Genomic DNA, 1,316 nt, shown 5'->3' with positions numbered 1-1,316 from the left:
CGTTGAGAGCATTCGGGTCGGCGGATCAAAGCCGGTCGGCCTTCGAATGGCCGAAAGACATCCGTCGGTTACAGCCGACTTTTGCAACAAAATCGGCCACATCCGGACATCTAGGATGTTGCCGCTCCCCGAGAACTGTTATTGTTGAGCGGTCTTGCGTCTAGGGGATGATGATTGTGTCTCCAGCAGAACTGTCGAACAGCGAGGCGGAACTCCGGTCGTTCATTTCGGTCGCGATCCCAACCTTTCGACGTCCTTTTGGGCTGCAACGCGCGATCGAAAGCGTGCTGCAGCAGGACTTCTCCGATTGGGAAATGGTGATCAGCGACGACGAAGGGTTAGTGGGCGAGAGTTGTCGCCTCTTGTCCGAATATGTCAGCACAGAACCGCGCATCCGAGTCGTCGAGAACCGCAGAGGCCGTGGTCAGGTCGAGAACACGAACAATGCGATGCTTGCGTGTCGCGGTCCCTGGATCAAATTGTTGCATGACGACGACTGGCTCGCGCCAGGGGCGCTTACGTCTTTCGCGAGACTTGCGTTGGCCTACCCCGCCGCGGCAGTCATCACCTCCACAAGCCATCTGGTGCAAGACAAAGGCATAAAGTACCGGCAAGGGGGTGAGATTTACGTGTATTCGGGCCAACAGTGCCTGACTGATCTCTATTTGGTGGGCAAAACGCGGTCGCTCGGAATTGTCCCATCGACGCTGTTGGTCAATAGCAACGTCGTCTAAGCCGGCTGCCTGATGCGAAACTACAAGTCGATAAGTTGGGGGGTCGACCAACTGTTCTTCATTGATCTGGCCTGCCATGGTGACATGGTAGCGATAGACGATGGTCTTATCTTTTACGACATGACCAACCACCCCTGCATCACGGCAGACGGGTCGTTCACTCACATTGACCAAGAGACAGTCGATCTCAAACGCCTCACTTGGAGCCTTTTGGAAGATAAAGGAGAACTTCCCGATCCTGAAACGGTCGTGCGTGCGTTGCGGGTTGCTCGACTACGCGGACGGATCGGCCGGCAGCCACTCGGCGCAACGATCCGTGACGCAATCCAAATCCTGCGCCCCTCGGTCCTGATGGCTCTCAACAAGATCATCCGTGCTCGGGCGCGCGCGCCGGGTGCAATTTAATTCATCCTTTCTGCGGGAACGCTCTGATCTGATAGCGCAGCTAACTGACCGCCGCTCGAAATGGCAAGGTCCCCTATGGGTCTTGGGTGTGTGCAAACGGATAGGTCGGCACGCGGCCGTGGTCGCCAATCGTTGCAGGCGGCCGATGTCTCGCGTCGGAGCGTCCAATGACTGGCC

At 57.1% G+C, this 1,316-nt stretch carries 2 protein-coding genes; both read left to right on the top strand.

The window, feature by feature from the left end:
• The first annotated feature begins 176 nt into the window (after positions 1–176).
• Positions 177–734 carry a glycosyltransferase family 2 protein gene (locus CT676_RS45985; RefSeq protein WP_244623545.1) on the top strand — a complete coding sequence of 186 codons (558 nt, stop codon included), beginning with the start codon at positions 177–179 and terminating at the stop codon, positions 732–734.
• A gap of 12 nt (positions 735–746) precedes the next feature.
• Entirely contained in the window at positions 747–1,139 is a 393-nt protein-coding gene (locus CT676_RS45980) for a hypothetical protein (protein WP_244623544.1), read from the top strand.
• The last annotated feature ends 177 nt before the right edge of the window (positions 1,140–1,316 follow it).

Origin of the sequence: Bradyrhizobium sp. MOS001, assembly GCF_004634465.1 — a bacterium.
GTDB lineage: Bacteria > Pseudomonadota > Alphaproteobacteria > Rhizobiales > Xanthobacteraceae > Bradyrhizobium > Bradyrhizobium barranii.
This window is presented reverse-complemented; position numbering and strand designations above follow the sequence as displayed.

Bases quoted from the DNA above. Each gene is read 5' to 3' on its own strand.
- CT676_RS45980 (WP_244623544.1), top strand. From the start codon at position 747: ATGCGAAACTACAAGTCGATAAGTTGGGGGGTCGACCAACTGTTCTTC.